Source organism: Piscirickettsia litoralis (genome assembly GCF_001720395.1).
GTDB lineage: Bacteria > Pseudomonadota > Gammaproteobacteria > Piscirickettsiales > Piscirickettsiaceae > Piscirickettsia > Piscirickettsia litoralis.
On record NZ_MDTU01000001.1, the window covers coordinates 2,019,461 to 2,038,774 of the forward strand.

The following is a 19,314-nucleotide window of genomic DNA, read 5'->3' on the forward strand; positions in this document are numbered from 1 at the left end:
TAACATAAACTAACTATAATTCACCCAGTATAGCAAAGAGATAGAGCAGAACCTATGGAGCCATTAGCCAATGAAAAAATCAGCCAGCAACTTGCCTTGTGGCCTGAAGAAACCTTATTTACCGATGAGCTCAAACAATATTTTGATTATTATCGCTTTGCTTTAACTGAAGCTGATGATATTCAGGTTCAAGTGAGTTATATCAATGTCGCTCGGCATCGCATTGCGGTATATCATTTAACCCCTAAAAAGCCAATTCAGCATGTCTTAATTATGCATGGTTATTTGGATCATTCGGGGATTCATGCAGATTTAGTCAATGATTTATTAAGCAAGAACTGTCAGGTGAGCCTTTATGATATGCCAGGACACGGTTTATCAACGGGGCCGAATGCGGATATTGATGACTTTCGTTGTTATGTAGAGGTGCTAGGTGCTGTACTCACAGCATTTAGTGAGAAAAAACAATTGCCTGATGCTGTACTTGCTCACAGTACTGGGGCTGCGGCGTTGATTTTAGCGTTATTATCAGGTGAACTACCCCGCCTGGCAGCAATGAATATTATTCTTGTTGCTCCTTTAGTGCGTATCGCTAACTGGTATCGCATCAAGTTAACTTATCACTTGATACGGCATTGGTTGAGTGAGGTGAAGTTAGGTAAGATTGATAACAGTGCAGATCGTAAGTTTACCGATTTCTTATTGGCGGACCCATTGCGCCATTGTGTGATGCCCATTCAGTGGTTGGAAGCGGCTTTTGAGTATGAGAAAAGCCTCAGCCAATATCCACCCTGCGAAAAAAGTATTACGGTGATTCAAGGCTCGGATGATACGACGGTGGCTTGGTCTTATAATTTACGCTTTTTGCATCATAAGTTTCCTCAAGCACGAGTGTATTGTATAGAAGACGCTAAGCACCATGTGCTCTATGAGCGAGAAGCGCTGCGACAGCGCGCTCGTGAAATTTTATACGAGCGCCTAGGCTTAAGTAAAGACTGAATGGGCTTGTCTTTAGAGTAGAGTCAAGCAATGAGCAAAGTGATTATTGTGACCATGAACAAGACTTAAGTACTCTTCTTTGAGCTTCTTGGTGATGGGGCCTACGCTGCCATCGGCAATGATTTTATCATCAAGAGAGCGTATCGGTGCGACTTCGGCAGCTGTCCCTGAGAAAAAGACTTCATCGGCATTGTAAAAGTCTTCGACGGTTAATTGAGCCTCGCGGGTTTTAAAGCCTAAACTTTCAGCAAGTTCTAGCAAGGTGGCGCGAGTGATGCCGGCGAGAATATGCCCGGTTTGGGGAGTATACAGTATGCCATCTTTGACCATAAAGATATTCTGACCACAGCCTTCGGCGACGTGGCCGGTGGTATCGAGCATTAAGGCTTCATGGTAACGCGTGCCACGGATGCAAAGAGCGGCAAGATTACTATTTAGATAATGTCCGGCAAATTTCGCTTCACTGACTGTGGTATCTGGATGAATACGAGCGACTGGGCTGGTTTTTACATCGAGTAAGCCTTGCGGCACAATGCTGGCTCCCGGCCAACAGGCGATGGCACATTCTGCATCGATATCGGTTGGAGTCACATTCATGCCATAGCCAAAATAGGCTACAGGACGGATATAGCCTGATTTTAAGCCATTGGTTTTGACAATTTTAATCGTCGCTTCGGCCAGCGTATTTAAATCATAGGCCAGTGGCATCTTTAAGGCTTGGCAGGAAAATAAAAAACGCTCCAGGTGCTCTTGTAAGCGAAAAAGTGCCGGACCTTTGGGTGTCTCATAGCAGCGAATGCCCTCAAAGATCGCTGAACCATAGTGCAAGCTATGGGTGAGGATATGGGTGGTTGCCTTATCCCAGGCGATGACCTGGCCGTTGTGCCAAATCCACTGTGTTGAATGCATGAAGTTACTCGTCATTATTCTAATTGAGGTGGCATGATAGCATCGATTAATGGTAGGGTCATCTGTTATAATAGGATCTTTAAATGTGAGCGAGATGACTGGTCTCGGCAACAAAGCCTTTGGTTGGGCTGTTAATTTTTAGGGGACTGCTGTGATTGATTTTGTGAAATTTTTGCATGCCGAGCTTGCGAATCTCAACGAAATGATAGAAAACGATGATGATGTCGAGCAAAGTGAGTTTTTAATTGAGCGCTTAACCGATGTCGAGGCACTGTATTATGATTTTGTTAAATCTAATAAAGTGGTGATCAGCGCTGAGAAGGAAGAAGAAGAAACTGAAGAGGAAGCGAGCTATTACCTCTTTGCAACTTGGCTCTATTTAGAGCAGCAGCAACGTGGCAAAATTCCTGAAGATGAAGAGAGCTTTAGCTTTGATAATGTTAAAACTGTGACTGAAGATGATGAGCGCATTGATAATGCATTTTTTGTCGTCGGTATGTTTGAGCAGCATCTAGAAAATATGGGGTTGATGGACGGTGAGTTTGATGAAGAGGATGAACCACGCCATTAAATGACGAGCGGCCATACATAAAATAGCTTTAATAAGCGATAAGGCCCGATAATGGGCCTTTTGTTTATTTTTATACTGTACCGAATAAACGATCACCGGCATCACCCAGCCCTGGGCAGATATAGCCTTTTTCGTTGAGCCTTTCATCTAAAGCCGCGGTATAGAGCTTGATATCAGGGTGTTCTTTTGCTAAATGATTAATCCCTTCGGGGGCGGATAAGATATTTAGAAAGTGGATATTGGTAATGCCGACTTCTTTGATGCGTGTAAGTGCTGCTGCTGCTGAGTGGCCGGTTGCCAGCATCGGATCACAGACGAGGATCTGCTGGTCAGGATCCTGTGGCGGTAGATTAAAATAATAACAGTGTGCTTCGAGTGTCTTTTCATCGCGCTTTAAGCCAATATGACCAATCACAGCTTTTGGGAATAAGCTGGTAACTCCCGGGACCATTCCTAGCCCCGCGCGTAAAATGGGAATAATCATCGGTGCAGAATGATTTAAGCATTCACTCTCACATTTTTGCAAAGGGGTGGTGATGGTTTTTGTTTTTATTGCAAAATTCCGACTGGCTTCATAGGCGAGAATATGAGCAATCTCTGCGGTTAGGCTACGAAAAAGTTGTGAGTCCGTTTTTATACAGCGCAGCAAGCTCACTTTGTGAGCAAGGGCAGGGTGGTTGATCAGTGTGGCAAATGATTCCATAGCAACTTAACTTTCCTTAACTTTATTTTGAGTATAACGGCTGTATAGCCCATCAGTAAAATTGACTTATCGTGGATTAAGAGATTTATTGTCGAGTTATAGCGCTTTGACTACTTTTTTGATAAAGTGTTATCCCTTATATGGAATTAATAAATATAAAAGTTATAAAATTGAGATAAAAAAACAACATAAGTCAAAAAACAAGGCATTTCCTTATGGGAGTGCTTTTTCTTTGGGATAGTTCTAATTAGAAATAGGATGACAACACGATGACGAAAAGTGTGCAAGATGATGTAAATGTGAGTGACCAAGCAAATTCAACGAGCGAGTCTGTTGAATATAGAGAAGGAAAATCATCTATCGGATTAGAATGGTTAGCTATTTCTATACTTACAATCTTTTTTAGTGGACTCGTTATTTTTATTTTGGGTATCGTGCTATTCAATATGATTGGTTATGACGGGATGTTTGGCGCTATTTTAATTGGTGCATTCGCAGCACCTGCCTTTCTTCCTGTGCTGCTCATAATTGTTGTGATCGTTGGCTTATGTGTTATTAGTGCATTTTGGTCTTCAAAAAAAGGAAAATAGAAATGATTAGAAAAAGATATTTTTGCTTGCTATTGTTGCCCCTAATAACCTTATTTAGGGTTTCTTACACAAAGCCGTTAACCGAAGCTCAGTTTAAAGCGACTAAACTACCTTATTCCGTCATGGCCTATAGCAATAAATACGCCCATGAATATGGTTTAGATGCAAGTAAAGCAATCAAGCTGCCAAAGGGGCTAGAGGCGATTAAGCTGACGCTATCTAAAAGTTTTAGTAAAGGGTATGGGCCTTATGCGAGCAAGTGGGACTACAACTGCAGAGCAGAGCTTTATGTGGATAAAAGCCTAAAAATTCTATGGCCAAACAATAATAGATCTAAAATGACTTTGCCAATTTTGGATGATCGTGGAACTATGAAAGTTTTTCTAGCAACCACTCAAATGCATAATTATCATGGTCGGATAGGGCCTGAGAGTTTTACTAGCTTGTTTTTCGTAGGGTTTGATAAAACTATATCGTCTGGAACTAATCAGATTAAGCTTAATGCAGGATCATGTTCTAAATTCCCATCACAAGCGAGTTTTCCTGTGGAGATTTGGCTTGAAAAAAGTTCTGGTCCTCACTATAACAAGTTGACGACAAATGCAATACCTACACCAAACGACTTTTACCGGTTTCCTTTACCAGTGAAATACACACAGAAGTATTTCGATTACACGATTGCTGCAAATAAATATGGAATACAATAGGAGTAAAATATGCAAGATAGCAGTATAACACTTTATGATATGGCGCTATTATCCAATGATGCATATAACAACCAAAGTAGTACTTTGAGAGCTGCGAGTGGCAATGCAGTATGGGAAAGGGAAGATTTTCCTGGTGCTATTGATAAAGTGAAATCAAATGGTTTTTTTGCGGTATTGTATGGTTATCATCCAGAAAACCAACATTTGCCAACGCGTTTAGTAATTGCCTATCGCGGTACTTCCAGTGTGGCAGATGCGTTAATTGATATGGAGTTGGCGGCTGGTCAGGCAATAGAGCAAGGGCATGATACGATTAATTTCTTAGCTGAAGTATTAAACTATGCAAAACACCAAAATATTTTACCAAAAGATATTTATATTACTGGGCATTCTTTAGGTGGAGGTTTGGCGCAGTGGGTGTCCATGCTGACTGTTGATAATCACGAGCTATTCAACGGTGAGCTAAATACTCCGACTGCGATGCGAACAGTCGCATTTAACCCACCGGGTATGCAAGAGATTAATCCAAATGGACGAGCACCTGCTTATACAAAAGCACTGAATAGCTCAGTTATTGTAGCAAGCGTTAATCTTGCTTTTTGGCTTAATCCTGGGGCTTTTGTGAGTTTGGCTACGAAAGCTGGAGTAGATAAAATATGTGAGATTATTGATCATCAATTAGGATTGAAAAGCCGCCAAAATGCTTTGAAAATGGGGCAGCGAGCGCTGATATTTGCCTGGGATTTGATGCGGCCGGATGAGCAAGGAAAGGAGGATCAGACAGAGATAGCAAATTGTTATCCACATATTTATAATGTGTCAGCACGTTATGACATGGTGCATTGCTGCGGTATTCCTGGGGGAAACCTGATTAGTTTAGACATTGATAAAATGGCATCGCTGCCTGCTGCGCATGATAGTAAAAACCGGTTGCGGCATGAATTTTTAGATCATTATTTTACTGCGCGCTTGCATTATCTAAAGCGTGGTGTGCATTCGGCAAAAATGAAAATAATGTATCAACATTTGAGTAAGGCAGCGAATGATTTTATTTATCATGCAGAAGAACAACAAGGAATTCCAACCGTGAAAGACTGGGAGAATTACTTTAGTGGCAGGAAAATCGTACCCGGAGCAAGTTTGGTTGAAATTAACTCTCCAGAAGTATTCAAGGCTTTTTATGGGCGAGAGTTGCTTGTTTATACGGTAACGACAGAACATTCTATGGTGAATATGCTTGCAGCTATCCAGAAAAGTACTGACCTTGCGCAGGTTACTATTGGTTATGATACGGTAAGAACATTGATTAACTTTGCTAAAAAACCAAATGTTTATATTCATACGACAGCAAGGCATCAAACCCTGGGCCGGGCAACAGATAAGAATGTAGTGACGTATGAACAAGGTTATGCCAGAAAGCCAGGAGGGCATGCAGTTCCTGTTTACCCTTATAATCAAGAAAACTATCAATCGTTTTAAGTAATAGTTTTTAGATAAATAAAAGGGGATGTTTTAACCCCTTTTTAAATCGTAAACTAGATTAATTATCTTATTAAACAAGGTGCGCTAAAAAGTGTTTGGTTAAATGTACCGATGAGTGTTTTGTAGCTAACATTAAGCCAGAAAATAACTAATAAAGTTGCTCCGATAATTCCAGCGATATTGAAGAAGGCCATTTGAGTATGATCGGCAATGGCGAAGGTGCCTAATGTAAGGACAGCAAGCGGGAAGGTAAATGCCCACCAGCTTAGGCTAAACTCCATGCCTTTGCTCCAATGGTAGGCAGTGCTGACCAAAGCAGTAATAAACCACCAGAAACCCAAACCCCAAAGAACAATTGCTGCCCATAAACCAATGCTCGGAAGAATCTCAAGCATTTGTTGCATGACTGCTGGATAGTGGCCTACTAATGCGCCTGCAGCTTGACTGATTGTAATTAAACCTAAGACACCAGTACCGATGGGGCCGAGCACGAGCCAGATGGAAGGTGCGAGCATTTTATCCGGTAATGAATGCAATACTAGGCGTTTAAAGAAAATCGCGATCACACCAAAGGCAAGGAGGACAGAGATAGACCATAGGCTCCAGCTGACCACAAAGACCCAAGGGCGAATGGTAGTGCTGATATGAGGAATAAGCAGTCCACCAGAAGAGGCAGCCACCTCACAGGCAACCAAAGGTAGTAACCACACCGGTGTCATGGTTTTAAGCTCATGGTCTTGGAGCATGAACATCGCAAAGGGAATAAGCCAAGAAATAAACAATGATAAGGCGACATCTAGCCACCAGAGGCCATGAGCGATGCTAAAGGCAAGGCTGGGATCGAATAAATGACAACCAAAACTCATAAAGCCATTCACGATAGTAATTAACCCCATTGGAATGCAGCCTAGAAATAACGGCTGGACCGGGTGGGCGAGCATCAGGCGGATATGGTGAGGGTGAGTGATAAAGCGCAGGGTGAGTAGAAATGAGAAGGTAATAAATAAAATGATGTTCACCAGCCAGATGATGGCCGCGATATGGCCCAATAAAGGAAGTGCTTTGGCAAAGTGGTTTAAGACCAATGCGGTGCCTCCGGTGCCCATTGTGACAGCGAACCAGTTAGGAGTGAATTGTTGGATAAATTTCGTGTTTTTCATGTGATATGCTCCAAAATCTTGGCTTCATCATCACTTTTTTTAAATTATAAGTAAAATATATAATATTAATTTTTATAATCAAAAATATTGATATATTGGACGGTTAAGGGTTTTAGAGCCACTTCGAAATATTCTCGACCTAGGTAAAGCTTATTGAAAATACAGTTAACTGATAGCTTTAGATTCCCGCCTACGCGGGAATGACGGCAGTTGTTGAGGAGGGCCATGGCAAATTTATTTAGTTGAGTAACAGAGCTAATTGATAAGCCTCATAGCTTGCTAACGCTATGAATATCAAGGCGGAAACGATACGAATGAGCTTAAAAGGTAGCTTCTCACACCAGATTTTACCGAGGAAAACAGCGGGTACATTCGCGATCATCATCCCTAAGGTTGTACCAAGGGTGACCCAAAAGACAGTCTGGTATTGTGCACTTAAAGCCAGAGTGACCAGCTGCGTTTTATCGCCGAGTTCTGCAATAAAAAAGGTAATTAAAACAGTCCAGAAGATGTTTTTGTTGTGCTTACCGGCCTCCCCTTCATCCAGCGTATCTGGGATTAAAGCCCAGATGGCAGTGATGATAAAAGACACAGTGAGCACGCCATGCAAAATAATCGGTGTGAAAAAGGAGCTGAAAAAGGCGCCGGCCCAAGCGGTGATACCATGATTAAGTAAGGTAGCGACTAGAATCGCAGCGATAATGGGCGCAGGTTTTTTAAAGCGTGCAGCAAAAAGCAAGGTAAGTAATTGAGTTTTATCACCAAGTTCGGCGGTGCCGACAGTAAAAGTAGAAACTAAGAATGAGTGCATGGGGTTCTCCACAGCTGCCGAGCTTTGCAATTAGCCAATAGCAAACCACTTCTAAGCTCGACACTAAAGAAGTCATTTACTACTGGTCTTGCTAACCTTGCGGCGCATGTACCATGGGATGTTCCCAAGTATGTTGATACGTGCCTCTTGCAATGCAAGAGAAGCTACTCCCCAGAGTGAGAATGATTGTATGGTCTACCTTATAAAAAGGCAAGGGCTTGCGGTTATTGGCTCAAAACTTTATCATGAACAGAGCCGATAAGCTGTTATTTTATAACAAGCAAAAATTTGAAATACTCACGTTACGATAAAGCGTTTCTGAGTAACAATTGAGGTGTGCGTCTAATGGATATTGTTGCTTTATTTGATGAAATTGTAAAAAATCCGTATAAAAATAATATGTTAAATAAAATTCAAATTGATCAAGTAGCGAGCATTCAAGAAGTGATCGGTGTAGAAAGCAGTCAGCTTCGGTGCTCTACTCATAATGTTACTGACTATTCTAAATATTACTCAGATGTCAGCCATGTCTTTAGGACTTCTTCTTAAGATTAAGCGAAATTGAACTATGAATATAGATCAAGCTTCTTTAACCCTGGTAGGGTCAGGAATCAAAGCTATTTCGCACTTAACGGAGGAAGCTAAAGCGTATATACAGCACGCTGACCAAGTTTGTTATTTATTAAATGAGCCAGTGGCACAAAAATGGATAGAGAAAAATAATAAAAATGCATTTTCTTTGGAAAAGCTTTATACCAAGTACCCTAAACGTGTAGATAACTATCGAGCAATCACAGATGTTATTGTTGAAGCTGTTATTAAAGAACAGCATGTATGCGTTGTCTTATATGGTCACCCTACAGTATTTGCTCAGCCAGGCTTAGAAGCTGTAAGGGTCTTAAGAAGCAAAGGATATACTGCTAGTATTTTGCCTGGTATTTCTGCTGAAGATTGCTTGTTTGTTGACTTATTAATCAATCCAGGAGAATGTGGTTGCCAGTCATTTGAAACGACAGACTTTCTTATTTATCAACGTAATTTTGATTCTCGTTCTCATCTAGTCCTATGGCAGGTGGGAATTATAGGTTGTCTGGGGCATACAGCTAATTATGATAATCACCATGCTGCTACTATATTATCTGGCTATTTAACAAAATATTATGGTGAGAGGCATGAAGTCGTTTTATATGAAGCAGCACAATACCCAACGTTTAAGCCTCGAATAGATAAGCTGCCTTTAAATCAGCTTTCTGAAGCTCAATTCAGTGCAATTACCACTTTGTATGTTCCCCCTAATCCTTCGAATCAAGCAAATAAAAACATGTTAAAAGCTTTGAATATAGAATGTTCATAGTTAATATAGTACTTTGTATAAAGTACACACAAGGATTGTCGTGATTCAGCAAATAACTCTACTCGGTCGTCGATATGTATCCAACTATTCTGGTTTTTCAAAAGAAGTTTGGCAGCGAGTTGCCATTAGTTTGGTTGAAGCTAGTGCTAGTGGAGTTGTATTTTTTTATCATTTTATTTTGTGAGAGACTTAGGTTTGTCTGTAGGAAGTGCTACATTTATTATTTCTTGCTATGGTGTAGGAAAGATTTTGGGTGGGTTCTTATCGGGGAAATTAGTAGATAAATTTTCGGCAAATTCAGTTTCAGCAGTTAGTCTTTTGATTATGGCGTTTTTATTCTTGATTATGGCGTACTTAAGAGATGTGTATAGCTTGTCTTTAAGTGGATTAATTATTGGTATACTTGCTTATGGATTTATTACATCAAACAGTGTTTGGGTGCTGAACAGTTGTGAAAAGTCTTCAAAAATGAAACTGAAAGCTATTAATATGCTGTCTGTTTCATCTAATCTGGGGATTGGGATAGCGGCTGCAATTGTAAGTTTATTTGCAGTCGCAGGATTTATTATAATATTTTATATCTCATTTTTTAGCCTGCTAACAGCTTCTATATTTTTATTTTTACAAGATAAACATTCTGATTCTTTAGGTAATGATTTTTCAGAGGAGCTGTCTAGTGATAAGAAAAGAGGAAATAAAAAAGTCTTATTACTTGCTTTAGGTTGCTTATTTTTTATTGGTATCGCAGTAGCTGAGAAAACAGCACTGTATGTTGTTTATTTACATCAAAATTTTCCACAGTATAGCATCAGCCTTATTGGCTTGTTGTTTATGTTGAACCCCATAATGGTAGTTTTCGCACAAGCCCCTATTGTTAACTCTTTTCAAAATAAAAATAAAATCCTAGTTCTTGGTTTGGGTGCCTTTTTAATGGGGTTAGGGTTGATTGTTTTATGTTTTTCATTTGTGTTTGTTATTGCTGTTATTTCAATGATCGTATGGACCATTGGTGAAATGCTGATTTTTTTCAGTTGCTCAATTGTTGATTTATCAGCAAGCAACAGCTAAAAAGAAAGGTCAAAGTATAGGGTTGTTTAAAACTGTGTACGCTATCAGTATGGCTATAGGCCCAATTGTGGGAGGTTTTATTTATTCACATTGGAGTGGAGATATGGTCTGGTATTTGAGCGGTATTATTGCGGTCTTTTGCTTAGGACTCTGTTGGTTGCTAAGGCATGAAAGATATTGATTAGTCTATTTTGATACTAATACAACCACGGACAAATTGAGCATCGCTGGAGAATATTGCGTTTTCATTATGGATGTGGGAATGTCTGAATCTTGTATCCAAGGTTGAAATTTTACTAGAGGGTGTAACTATATTGTGCTGGTCTTTTTTGTTATGGAAGTATTGGAAATTTATATTTTTTGCAGCAAGACTTATGATTGAATCATAACAAATTGAGTCATGCTTAGACAGTTCTTCTGAGAAAATTCGAACAAGATGTTCTAATTCTCTCATTTCTAGCAGTGTGCTCGATGCTTGTCTAGATTTGGGTGAGAACACATACGTTGATGGATTTTGCAGTGAATAATAGACAGGAAACTTGTCAGTTTCAAATATAAATTGACATGGCTGCATAATAGTAGGGAAGTATTTTTTCAGGCCATATGATTCTACAAATGCTTCTTGTATAAGTTTAGTCGGAAGGTTTTCTTCTCCTTCAGCAGGAGCAAATCCGGGTGTTGCACCTAATGCTATTGTAAATAAATGCTGAGCAGTGTCTGCTAAGTAAGGGTTCGGCTTTAAGTTGCGGTTTTTTTGTATGGAAGAGAAGGCGATATCATAGTAGAATCTATTTCTATGATATTCGGTATTTGCCCAACCTTTTTCATATAAATACATTTTTAACTCTAACCAGTTAGAGTCGTTATGTAGATGATCAACCCAACTTTTAGAAAAATATATGATACAGCTACGCCATTCTGATTTGAATGTGCTGCTATTTGCAATTTCTTTGAATATATACCAGTGTTCGTACAATGATTTCGGTGGTGGAAGTTGAATATTAAAGTCACGCTGTAGATTGAAATGGTTAACCATAGAGCCAATGTTAGGGAGCATAAATGCAGACCTGGCTCCTGCTGTTGCATTTAAGACTCCATTAACAGGGTATTGCCTGGTGTTTTTTAGACTTAAAATCCTACTGAACGGGAAAAAGTGTCCAGGCTTCCATAGAGTCCACGGGATTGATATTTTTTCATTAGGTAGATCAATGAACATTTCCATATTTTTATCGAGAAGCATGCTGAGAGGCATACTGTTTTTAGCGTAACCTAAATGTTTTGTAACATCTTTTGGAATGTCTGTGTCTGATAATTTGTAACTGCCTCTGTCTATTGTCGGCAGATGGGTAGTCTCTGTATCTCCAGTGAGTGCACCGTAAGGGTAATATGCTAAGAATAGGGGGAAATTTGTGTTAGGACTAAGCTTATCTACTAGTTTAGAAAAGACTGGTTCAACTTCCATGGCACGTTTGCGTATATCTTGCCAATAAACTTTAACTAGTCCTTTTCCTTCATCAACTTCGGTTAGCATGATTCTGGCCTTATAGAGGGCTTTCTATTAATGCTGATGCAGCCGCGCAAAAAAGGCGCATCGCTAGGGAATTGCATTTCATCGTTATAGGGGGAGTAGAAATTTTTATCTAAAGCCTTAATGTTTGATGAATGTTGAATAATTCCTAAGCTATCTTTTTTGTTGTGAAAGTAGTTAATTTCTACATTTTGAGTAAGTTGATGCATTATTGTATCAGAGACGATGGAGTCCTCTTGTTTAAATTTATCTATGAATATATCCATTAGATATTTTAATTCACGTATTTCAAGGATTGTTGTAGAGCTAGTGCGAGATTTTGGTGAAAAAGTATAAGTTGATGGATATTGCAACGAATAATAGACAGAGTGAGTGTCTCTTTCAAAATTGAAGTGGTTGGGTTGTATTATACAAGGTTGATATTTTTTTAGCCCATATGATTCAATGAAAGCTTTTTGTATATCTTGGTAAGGCAGTAAGGAGTCGCTTGTTGTTCGAGAATAGCTGGCTGAAACTCCGAGCATACTAGTGAACAAATGTTTTATGGTATCTACTAGGTATGGGTTTGGTTTTAAGTTATTGTCTTCCTGAATCATGGAGAAAATAGTGCTAAAGTAAAAAGAGTTTCTCTGGTACTCACTATACCCCCAAGCTGTTTCGTATAAGTGGTTTTTAATTTTGAACCATGCCGTACTATTGATAATATGCTTAATCCAACTTTCCGAAAAAAACAGCATGCAGCAGCGCCAGTCACTGTTGGTTACTGAACTGTTAGCAATGGCACCAAAAATTTCCCAGTGATCGTATAAGCCTCTAGGTGCAGAAGCTGAAATGTTAAAATCTTTCTGGAGGTTTCTATGACAGTCTACAGAACTTATTTTGGGTAGCATAAAGGTAGAGCGAGCACCTGCTGACCATGCCAATACTCCATTAGGTGAATATACCCTAGGGTTTTTATTCTTGGTGCTGAGAATCCTTGCAAATGGAGCAAAAGTGCCAGGTGTAAATATTTTATATGGGGTAGTCAGTTTTTTATCGCGAAAGTCTATAAAAGCCTCAATTGTTTTTCCTAGAATGATACCAAATGGAGCTGACCCTATGCCGTAGCCTAAGTGCTTAACGATGTCTTGAGGGGTATTATCGGAAAATATTGAATAGTTTGGGCCTTGGACCCTAGGAAAAAAAAATTCTTGCTGACCTATAATGGAGCCATACGGATAGTAAGCCAAAAATAATGGAAACTCTTTCCCAGGGTCCAGTTCATCAACGAGTTTGGCAAAGGTCGGTTCAACTTTTGCGACGCGCTCACGAACGTCTTGCCAATAGGTTTTTACGAGGCCGCGACCTTCGTCTTGTTCCGTAAGCATTTGATTGTCCATTTGTTATTTAATTTAATGGTTGCTCTATTAGTGTTAAAAACAAAAGTTGATTATGTTGCAGAACTGCTTTTTCGTCAAATGATAGTGATTCTTGGTTTCTGGTGTGGGAATTGTTGAGAGTTCGGTTAGATCCCTGCTTGCGCAGGGGCGGCTATGATATGGAAGAGCATGGACGTTGATTAGTCTTTGTTGCGAGGCTGAGTCACTTTTTTGAAGTATTTGGCTTTTTTGCGCGCTTGTTCTTCTTTTTCAGCTTTGGCTTTTATCTCTTGGCGTTTGGCGCGAGCCTTGGCTTTGGAGTTAGGTTTGGATTTGGTTTTTGGCTTTTCGGCGGCAGGTTTAGCTGGCGCTTGGCGATAGAGCACAGCGAGGAAACCGATGATTTGCACGCAATCGGCCTGATGATTTTCGCAGATGGTGTCGGTAATCTGTTGTAATTTATCACGATCGCCACAATTGATGCGAACTTTGATTAATTCGTGATGAGCCAGTGCGATTTCGAGTTCATTGGCAACATTTTCAGTAAGACCTTTATGACTGACGGTAACAACTGGCTTTAAATGGTGCGCCCTAGACTTTAGGGTCTGTTTTTCTTGACTGGATAATGCCATAATTGTCACCTTGAAAGCTTTACGTTTAAAATAAACCCGTAGTGTAACGATTTGATGAGTAAAAAACCACCTTCTGAACGCTTTTTTTATATTCGTTTGGATCTTGCGATTATCGCTCTATTTGGGATTATTATATTAATAGGTGTCTCTAATTGGTTTGATCGTTATTTATATCAATGCCTTGCTTTGTTGGCCTATAGTGGCCTGGCGGTGGCGTGGTTATTGTTTCGCATCACGCGCCAATTAAATCATATTAAAAATGCCAATGAGGATATCGATGGCAAAGAAGTCGAAAAGTAGTTCACGCTGGCTGCAAGAGCATCGTGATGATTTTTATGTGCAAAAAGCCCGCGCCGATGGTTACCGTTCACGTGCGAGCTATAAACTCAAAGAAGTTCAAGACAAAGATAAGATTATTCGCCGTGGCATGACGGTGATCGATTTGGGTGCAGCCCCCGGCGGTTGGTCACAATTGGCTGCCGATTGGGTGGGTGAGTCAGGTTGCGTGATTGGTTTGGATTTACTGCCGATGGATCCGCTCGATAATGTTATTGCTTTGCAAGGAGACTTTACCGAGAAGGACGTTTATGATCGCCTGGTTGAGACGCTCGATGGCCGAGCGGTGGATATCGTGCTTTCTGATATGGCGCCAAATATGAGTGGCATTGATACCAGCGATCAGGCCCAAGCGATGTATTTAGTGGAATTAGCCCTGTATTTTGCCGAGCAGACCTTAAAGCCAGGGGGTGATTTATTGGTCAAGGTGTTCCAGGGGGTTGGCTCACAAGAATATATAAAAGCCTTGCGTGCGAAGTTTGCTAAGGTGATTACGCGTAAACCGGCAGCATCTAGGCCGCGTTCGCGTGAGATTTACCTTCTGGCGAGAAACTTTCAAATGGTGTAAGGTGGAGGTGAGAATGAGTGTAATGTCGCCAAGACAAATTCAGGAAAATTTTAAGAGGTTAGGGCTTTGAGCGATATGATAAAAAACATCATGCTATGGCTAGTGATTGCATTAGTATTAGTTACTGTATTTAGTAATTTAGGCCCGCGTCAGCAGTCGGTTAATCGGCTAGATTATTCAACATTTGTCAAAGATATTAATAATGGTCAGGTGAAAAGCGTGATCATCGATGGTTTGAATATTAAGGGGCAAACATCGAGCGGTACGCCATTTGCGACCTATATCCCCTGGAAAGATCCGTTTTTAATGGACCAAATGATTGCCAAGAATGTCACGGTTGCAGCTAAGCCACCGGAGCAGCGTAGCTGGCTACTTTCAGCGCTAATTAGCTGGTTCCCTGGCATTTTATTGATTGCGATTTGGATTTTCTTCTTGCGGCAGATGCAAGGCGGTGGTGGCGGTAAGGGCATGATGTCCTTCGGTTCCAGTAAAGCGCGTCTGCTTGGTGAAGATCAGATTAAAATTAATTTTTCTGATGTTGCCGGTTGTGAAGAAGCCAAAGAAGAAGTAAAAGAGCTGGTTGATTTTCTGCGCGATCCGACTAAGTTTCAGAAGCTCGGCGGTAAAATCCCGCAAGGTGTGTTGATGGTCGGCCCGCCTGGAACCGGTAAAACGTTATTAGCTAAGGCGATTGCTGGTGAGGCGAAAGTGCCGTTTTTCTCTATCTCAGGCTCTGACTTTGTTGAAATGTTTGTGGGGGTTGGTGCCTCACGTGTCCGTGATATGTTCGAGCAAGCGAAAAAGCGCGCGCCTTGTATCATCTTTATTGATGAGATTGATGCGGTCGGTCGTCACCGTGGCTCAGGTATGGGCGGTGGTCACGATGAGCGTGAACAAACTTTGAATCAAATGCTCGTTGAGATGGATGGCTTTGAAGGGACCGAGGGGGTGATTGTGATCGCCGCGACCAACCGTCCTGATGTGCTTGATCCTGCCTTATTGCGTCCCGGGCGTTTTGATCGCCAGGTCAATGTTGGCTTGCCGGATGTCAAAGGGCGTGAGCAAATTCTAAAAGTGCATATGCGTAAAGTGCCTTTGGGTGATGATGTGAAAGCGTCACTGATTGCTCGTGGTACCCCTGGATTTTCTGGGGCAGATTTGGCGAACTTAGTGAATGAAGCTGCATTATTTGCTGCACGCAAAGATAAAGCCGTCGTTGCCATGCGCGAATTCGATGATGCCAAAGATAAGATTTTGATGGGTACAGAGCGTCGTTCGATGGCGATGACCGAAGATCAAAAACGCTTAACGGCCTTTCATGAGGCAGGTCATGCCATTGTCGGTTGTTTAGTGCCCGATCATGATCCCGTTTATAAAGTATCGATTGTGCCACGCGGCCGTGCTTTAGGTGTGACGATGTACCTGCCTGAAGAAGATAGTTATGGCTATTCGCGTGAGCGCTTAGAGAGTTTGATCTCGAGTATGTACGGCGGCCGTATTGCTGAAGAGATGATCTTCGGTGCAGAAAAAGTAACCACCGGGGCCTCGAATGACATTGAAAAAGCTTCTGAAGTAGCTCGTAATATGGTCACTAAGTGGGGATTGTCTGAGCGTTTGGGGCCGATCTTATATGGCCAAGAAGGCGGGGATCCCTTTGGTTACGGTATGGGCAAAGGTGCGCCTGAATTTTCTGATGAAACATCGATTGCGATTGATGAAGAAGTGCGTAAGTTAATCGACCGTAACTATGCGCGCGCTCATAAATTACTGGATGAAAATCGTGATATTCTCGATGCGATGGCCGATGCCTTGATGGTTTATGAAACTATCGACCGTGAACAGGTGGCCGACCTGATGGCGCGCCGTCCAGTCAAAGCACCGAAAGATTGGGACCAGCCGTCGGATAAAAATGATTCATCAGAGCCAGGGGATCAGCCGCAAGTGGTCGAAGAAAAGCAAGACAGTGCGACACCACCGCAGGATGTCAATGGCAAACCGGCAGATGATCCTGCTTAATCGCTCATCTGTTCGTTAATATTGTTTGAGTTTTTATATGCTAGAAAAACATGAACAAGGAAAGGGCACCGGTTGCCCTTTTTTCTTGAGTAAAACAGGTCAGCCTATTTTATTAAAATCACCGCTGATTATGGGGGTGATTAACTGTTCGCCAAACTCGTTTTATCAATCTTCGATTGCGGTTAATAAAGAGACAGTACTGGGTTTGGCCGGGCAGATGATAGCTGAAGGTGCGAATATTTTAGATATTGGCGGTGAGGCGACCAATCCTTTTGTAAATATTGAGCGTGAAGCGCCAAGTATTCAGGAAGAAATTGACCGGGTTGCCCCTCATATTGAAGCGATTAAAGCGCGCTTTGATATTTTGGTTTCTGTTGACACCAGCTGTCCGGAAGTCATGCGTGCAGCGGTGAGTGCTGGGGCGGATATGATCAATGATCAGCGGGCTTTAAGTCGGGAAGGGGCGAAGCAAACTGTTGCTGATCTAAAGGTGCCTGTTTGTTTGATGCATATGTTTGAGGCGATACGCAGACCTAAAGATTCAAGCAAAGCTGAGTTATTAGCCCAAATTAAGCAAGATTTAAAACGCCATGTTAATGAGTGCCTCGGCGCTGGAATATTGGCCGAACGGATCATTATTGACCCAGGCTTTGGTGGCGGTAATTATGGCAAAGATGCCGATGAGAATTTTTATTTGCTCGCTCATTTAGCTGAGTTTCTTGAATTCAATTTGCCGACTTTAGTGGGTTTATCGCGCAAGAGCTTTATTGGTGCGGTCTTACAAGAAGAAGATTTTAACCAGCGGTTATATGGCAGTTTAGCAGGTGCTTTACTCAGCGTGCAGCAAGGTGCGCATATTCTGCGCGTGCATGATGTGAAAGCAACGGCAGATGCACTGAAAATTATGGCGGCAACGAATGCCCAGTTATAAAATAAATAAGCTAAATTGAGCCTGATGAAAAGTTTGAATAGATTTTGAATAAATAAAAGTAAAGTGAGAATAAAGTGACGACAAAGCGTAAATATTTTGGCACCGATGGGGTGCGTGGACGAGTGGGCCAGGCACCGATTACAGCTGACTTTATTTTGCAGCTCGGCTGGGCGGTGGGTAGTGTGATTCGCCGTGAAAGTGGTGCAGGTAAAGTGGTGATTGGCAAGGATACGCGAATTTCAGGATATATGTTCGAAGCTGCATTAGAAGCAGGTTTTTCGGCCGCTGGGGTAGATGTATATTTATTAGGGCCGATGCCAACACCAGCGATTGCTTATTTAACACGGACATTTCATGCGGATGCTGGGGTGGTGATCAGTGCATCGCATAATCCTTATTATGATAATGGCATTAAGTTTTTTTCCGCCCAAGGGGTAAAGTTACCTGATAATATCGAGTTGATGATCGAGGCTGAACTTGAAAAACCGATGCAAACGGTTGAGTCTTTGGAATTGGGTAAAGCTTGGCGAATTGATGATGCACCGGGGCGGTACATAGAATATTGTAAGGCAACGATTCCAAATGATTTGAGCTTGTCGGGCTTGAAAATCGTTGTCGATTGCGCGCACGGGGCGACTTACCATGTAGCGCCGAGCGTATTTCGCGAGTTAGGCGCTGAGGTCGTGACTATCGGCGTTGAACCTAACGGGACCAATATTAATGATAATGTCGGGGCGACATCGCCGCAAGCGTTGTGCAAGAAGGTGCTCAGTGAGGGCGCAGATATTGGTATTGCACTGGATGGTGATGGTGATCGTCTTATTGTGATTGATCATGCTGGTACTGTGGTTGATGGTGATGATTTGCTTTACATCATGGCGAAAGACTACCAACAGCAAGGTATTTTGCAAGGCGGTGTGGTTGGCACAGTGATGAGTAATCTGGGCTTAGAAAAAGCACTTGCTCGTGAGAAAATTGCCTTTGCTCGGGCGCAAGTAGGTGATCGATATGTCATCGAAGAGATGAATACGCGTGCTTGGAACTTAGGTGGTGAATCTTCCGGCCATTTAATTTGCAGCAATGTGACAACCACAGGTGATGGCATTGTCGCCGCTTTGCAGGTGCTCTCAAGCATGAAGCGCCTCGGTAAAAATATTCAAGAGCTTAAAGCGGGGTTTGAAAAGTACCCACAGAAAATGATCAATGTGCCAGTGAAAGAAAAGCTCGATCATAATGCCTGGGAGAAGGTCAACAAAGAAGTTATGAAAGCCGAAGAGCAACTGGGTGAGCGTGGGCGAATTTTACTGCGTCCTTCTGGAACTGAGCCTTTGATACGGGTGATGGTTGAAGGTGAAAGCATGGCAGAAATCACTCGCTTTGCTGAGAGTTTGGCGGGTGTTGTCCGTGAGTATAGTTAAGTCTAACTAACTTCATGTTTAAATAATCTTAAAGCAGAATCGCGGCTGTTTATGCGGCTGCAGCACGGCTGCTGACTAGGCTTTCGTGCTAAAAAAGAGTAGACTATGGTGCGTAAGGAATGCCTACTGTTTAAGAAACAGTTGCCCGGTACTTAATAAATATCGATGTTTTC

21 protein-coding genes and 1 riboswitch are annotated in these 19,314 nt (G+C 41.7%); of the genes, 14 read left to right on the forward strand and 7 right to left on the reverse strand.

Features of this window, described 5'->3' with window-relative positions:
- Positions 1-54 precede the first annotated feature (54 nt).
- Positions 55-999, forward strand: a complete 945-nt coding sequence (locus BGC07_RS10005) for an alpha/beta hydrolase (RefSeq protein WP_069312991.1) — start codon at positions 55-57, stop codon at positions 997-999.
- Positions 1,000-1,011: 12 nt separating this feature from the next.
- On the opposite strand, the gene BGC07_RS10010 is transcribed toward BGC07_RS10005, so the two are convergent.
- The gene (locus tag BGC07_RS10010) at positions 1,012-1,908 is read right to left on the reverse strand and encodes a branched-chain amino acid transaminase (RefSeq protein ID WP_069312992.1); all 897 of its coding nucleotides are present in this window, start codon (positions 1,906-1,908) and stop codon (positions 1,012-1,014) included.
- Positions 1,909-2,059: 151 nt separating this feature from the next.
- Here BGC07_RS10010 and BGC07_RS10015 point away from each other — a divergent pair, with 151 nt between their 5' ends.
- A complete protein-coding gene (locus BGC07_RS10015; RefSeq protein WP_235603082.1) occupies positions 2,060-2,479 on the forward strand; it encodes a hypothetical protein in 420 nt (139 codons plus the stop codon).
- A gap of 70 nt (positions 2,480-2,549) precedes the next feature.
- Here BGC07_RS10015 and upp read toward each other — a convergent pair whose 3' ends face one another.
- Positions 2,550-3,182: a uracil phosphoribosyltransferase gene (gene upp / locus BGC07_RS10020; RefSeq protein WP_069312993.1), complete on the reverse strand. Its 633-nt coding sequence runs from the start codon at positions 3,180-3,182 to the stop codon at positions 2,550-2,552.
- A gap of 269 nt (positions 3,183-3,451) precedes the next feature.
- On the opposite strand from upp, the gene BGC07_RS10025 reads away from it, so the two are divergent.
- Genes BGC07_RS10025 through BGC07_RS10035 form a run of 3 tightly spaced genes read left to right on the forward strand, consistent with a single transcriptional unit; the run spans position 3,452 to position 5,958 of the window.
- Positions 3,452-3,772 (forward strand): hypothetical protein, encoded by a 321-nt coding sequence (locus BGC07_RS10025; RefSeq protein WP_069312994.1) that lies wholly within the window; start codon positions 3,452-3,454, stop codon positions 3,770-3,772.
- A gap of 2 nt (positions 3,773-3,774) precedes the next feature.
- On the forward strand, positions 3,775-4,479 hold the full coding sequence (locus tag BGC07_RS10030; protein ID WP_069312995.1) for a hypothetical protein: 705 nt from the start codon (positions 3,775-3,777) through the stop codon (positions 4,477-4,479).
- Between the two features lie 9 nt (positions 4,480-4,488).
- Positions 4,489-5,958, forward strand: a complete 1,470-nt coding sequence (locus tag BGC07_RS10035) for an Mbeg1-like protein (protein ID WP_069312996.1) — start codon at positions 4,489-4,491, stop codon at positions 5,956-5,958.
- A 65-nt stretch (positions 5,959-6,023) separates the two neighbouring features.
- Here the strand turns inward: BGC07_RS10035 and BGC07_RS10040 are convergent, their stop codons facing one another.
- Positions 6,024-7,121 carry a TDT family transporter gene (locus BGC07_RS10040; protein ID WP_069312997.1) on the reverse strand — a complete coding sequence of 366 codons (1,098 nt, stop codon included), beginning with the start codon at positions 7,119-7,121 and terminating at the stop codon, positions 6,024-6,026.
- A 238-nt stretch (positions 7,122-7,359) separates the two neighbouring features.
- Positions 7,360-7,932 carry a TMEM165/GDT1 family protein gene (locus BGC07_RS10045; RefSeq protein WP_069312998.1) on the reverse strand — a complete coding sequence of 191 codons (573 nt, stop codon included), beginning with the start codon at positions 7,930-7,932 and terminating at the stop codon, positions 7,360-7,362.
- Positions 7,933-7,964: 32 nt separating this feature from the next.
- A riboswitch (yybP-ykoY riboswitch) is annotated at positions 7,965-8,117 on the reverse strand.
- 160 nt (positions 8,118-8,277) lie between these two features.
- On the opposite strand from BGC07_RS10045, the gene BGC07_RS10050 reads away from it, so the two are divergent.
- The 4 genes from BGC07_RS10050 (at position 8,278) to BGC07_RS23880 (ending at position 10,535) form a co-directional block, all read left to right on the forward strand.
- Positions 8,278-8,481, forward strand: a complete 204-nt coding sequence (locus BGC07_RS10050) for a hypothetical protein (RefSeq protein WP_069312999.1) — start codon at positions 8,278-8,280, stop codon at positions 8,479-8,481.
- 19 nt (positions 8,482-8,500) lie between these two features.
- A complete protein-coding gene (locus BGC07_RS10055) occupies positions 8,501-9,286 on the forward strand; it encodes an SAM-dependent methyltransferase (protein WP_069313000.1) in 786 nt (261 codons plus the stop codon).
- Between the two features lie 159 nt (positions 9,287-9,445).
- A complete protein-coding gene (locus BGC07_RS10060) occupies positions 9,446-10,354 on the forward strand; it encodes an MFS transporter (RefSeq protein ID WP_077216850.1) in 909 nt (302 codons plus the stop codon).
- Positions 10,329-10,535, forward strand: coding sequence for an MFS transporter (locus tag BGC07_RS23880; RefSeq protein ID WP_069313002.1), 207 nt, complete (start codon positions 10,329-10,331; stop codon positions 10,533-10,535). The genes BGC07_RS10060 and BGC07_RS23880 overlap by 26 nt, the downstream gene beginning before the upstream one ends.
- Here BGC07_RS23880 and BGC07_RS10070 read toward each other — a convergent pair whose 3' ends face one another.
- The 3 genes from BGC07_RS10070 to BGC07_RS10080 all read right to left on the reverse strand — a co-directional run bounded on the left by BGC07_RS10070 (position 10,536) and on the right by BGC07_RS10080 (position 13,872).
- Positions 10,536-11,885, reverse strand: coding sequence for a hypothetical protein (locus BGC07_RS10070; protein ID WP_069313003.1), 1,350 nt, complete (start codon positions 11,883-11,885; stop codon positions 10,536-10,538).
- Positions 11,879-13,261: a hypothetical protein gene (locus BGC07_RS10075; RefSeq protein WP_069313004.1), complete on the reverse strand. Its 1,383-nt coding sequence runs from the start codon at positions 13,259-13,261 to the stop codon at positions 11,879-11,881. The genes BGC07_RS10070 and BGC07_RS10075 overlap by 7 nt, the downstream gene beginning before the upstream one ends.
- A 179-nt stretch (positions 13,262-13,440) precedes the next feature.
- Positions 13,441-13,872, reverse strand: a complete 432-nt coding sequence (locus BGC07_RS10080) for a YhbY family RNA-binding protein (RefSeq protein ID WP_069313005.1) — start codon at positions 13,870-13,872, stop codon at positions 13,441-13,443.
- 54 nt (positions 13,873-13,926) lie between these two features.
- Here BGC07_RS10080 and BGC07_RS10085 point away from each other — a divergent pair, with 54 nt between their 5' ends.
- The 5 genes from BGC07_RS10085 to glmM all read left to right on the forward strand — a co-directional run bounded on the left by BGC07_RS10085 (position 13,927) and on the right by glmM (position 19,141).
- Positions 13,927-14,172 carry a hypothetical protein gene (locus BGC07_RS10085; protein ID WP_069313006.1) on the forward strand — a complete coding sequence of 82 codons (246 nt, stop codon included), beginning with the start codon at positions 13,927-13,929 and terminating at the stop codon, positions 14,170-14,172.
- The gene (gene rlmE / locus BGC07_RS10090; protein ID WP_069313007.1) at positions 14,150-14,776 is read left to right on the forward strand and encodes a 23S rRNA (uridine(2552)-2'-O)-methyltransferase RlmE; all 627 of its coding nucleotides are present in this window, start codon (positions 14,150-14,152) and stop codon (positions 14,774-14,776) included. Before BGC07_RS10085 ends, rlmE begins: the two co-directional genes overlap by 23 nt.
- 75 nt (positions 14,777-14,851) lie before the next feature.
- Positions 14,852-16,792 (forward strand): ATP-dependent zinc metalloprotease FtsH, encoded by a 1,941-nt coding sequence (gene ftsH / locus BGC07_RS10095; RefSeq protein WP_069313008.1) that lies wholly within the window; start codon positions 14,852-14,854, stop codon positions 16,790-16,792.
- A gap of 37 nt (positions 16,793-16,829) precedes the next feature.
- Entirely contained in the window at positions 16,830-17,723 is an 894-nt protein-coding gene (gene folP, locus BGC07_RS10100) for a dihydropteroate synthase (protein ID WP_077216852.1), read from the forward strand.
- Between the two features lie 74 nt (positions 17,724-17,797).
- Complete coding sequence (glmM, locus tag BGC07_RS10105) at positions 17,798-19,141, forward strand: phosphoglucosamine mutase (RefSeq protein ID WP_069313009.1); 1,344 nt, start codon at positions 17,798-17,800, stop codon at positions 19,139-19,141.
- Positions 19,142-19,314 lie beyond the last annotated feature (173 nt).